Annotated in this window: 1 protein-coding gene; it reads left to right on the forward strand. The window is 38.4% G+C overall.

Annotation, left to right across the window (positions count from 1 at the left end; genetic code table 11):
• Window positions 1-112: 112 nt before the first annotated feature.
• Window positions 113-1246 (forward strand): virulence factor TspB C-terminal domain-related protein, encoded by a 1134-nt coding sequence (locus tag HYG89_RS16055; protein ID WP_372595716.1) that lies wholly within the window; start codon window positions 113-115, stop codon window positions 1244-1246.
• Window positions 1247-1376: the final 130 nt, after the last annotated feature.

The following is a 1376-nucleotide window of genomic DNA, read 5'->3' on the forward strand; positions in this document are numbered from 1 at the left end:
TAGACAAAATGACACCAAATGAGTTTTACTATGATCAGCTACCCCAACAAAACAAGGTGGCTTAACTAGAGCGGAATATCACTTATAAATACGCTTTTAGTTGTTCAAACAAGTGGGACCACCTCTGTTTGCATGCTCTGATATCTATGCAAACACAGCCAATCCCACATGGGATTATACCGTCACTAAAGATTCATCAAATAAAATCAACGTTACTGGCACAAAAAATATCACAGTAAATGGTAAACAAAAAACACTCACTTCAACTATCAAAGACTTTAAACCAAAAAACGGTTTAATTGGTCGTACTATGTATCGTAGATTGATGGCTGGCGCTGGAGGTCTAGGTGTTGCTTCTGTTGCTGGATTTCTGCATACAAAAGGTTGGTATCTCGATACATTGACTGGTCTGTACATTCTTGGTGCAAGTCAAAAATATATTTGGACTTGTGGTGGTACACGACATGATTCTCCAGCTTCATACGCCAGTTGTATGCTTGGTATACTTCAACAGCAAAATCCTACATACGACTTTGCGATCAATACAATTGAAAATGATAAAGAGAAAGTCCGTGTCGTATTCGACAAAACCTCACCTAATTTGCCGTCATATCAACAATCGGTTGTTATTACGAATACAGGCACAATTACGAATGAAGATGAAGAAGTTAAACCTACAACTTTAACACCTGAAATATTAAATGATATTCTGACAAATCCAGTCGTAAATACTCAATCTATCGGTATCCCAGAAGCTTTAACACCAGATATTGCAACAGGGGAAGTGCCAACATCACTTGAATCATACCAAGATATTGCTGAATCACTGGAGCAGCAAGTTGTTTATCCATCTCAAACAGATGTTACTTCTACATCAACGACTACTGATGCAGTTACAGGAAGTCAGACAAAAACTACTACATCGACTGAATTTGCTGGATTCTGTGATTACGCAGTTCGCTTGTGTTCTTGGTTAGATTGGACACAAAGAGAACATAAGCAAGATACAGAATTGGATTTCCCAATTGATACACCTGTGAATATTGATACAACTATAAGCTTTAATGGTCAATGTCCAGCACCATTAACCTATAACTTTACTTATGGTGGTCAAGCGCAATCCTTTGGGATTAAAGATTTCTCACCATTCTGTTCCATGCTCAATGACATTCTTAAACCGATTGTTATCGCTGTATCATCATTTGTTGCTGTGTTGATCATTGGTGGGGTGCGTACTGATGAGTAGCCTATGAACCGTACCAGGTTTGTCGGAGACTTTTTTATTTAAGTTAGGCCACCTGACCTAACGGATTAATCTTATCATAGTACATTGCTTCAAACTCAAAAGGCGATACATAACCCAGTGCGCTGTGTAC

It is taken from the genome of Acinetobacter sp. SwsAc5 (genome assembly GCF_013391485.1).
GTDB classification, from domain to species: Bacteria; Pseudomonadota; Gammaproteobacteria; order Pseudomonadales; family Moraxellaceae; genus Acinetobacter; species Acinetobacter towneri.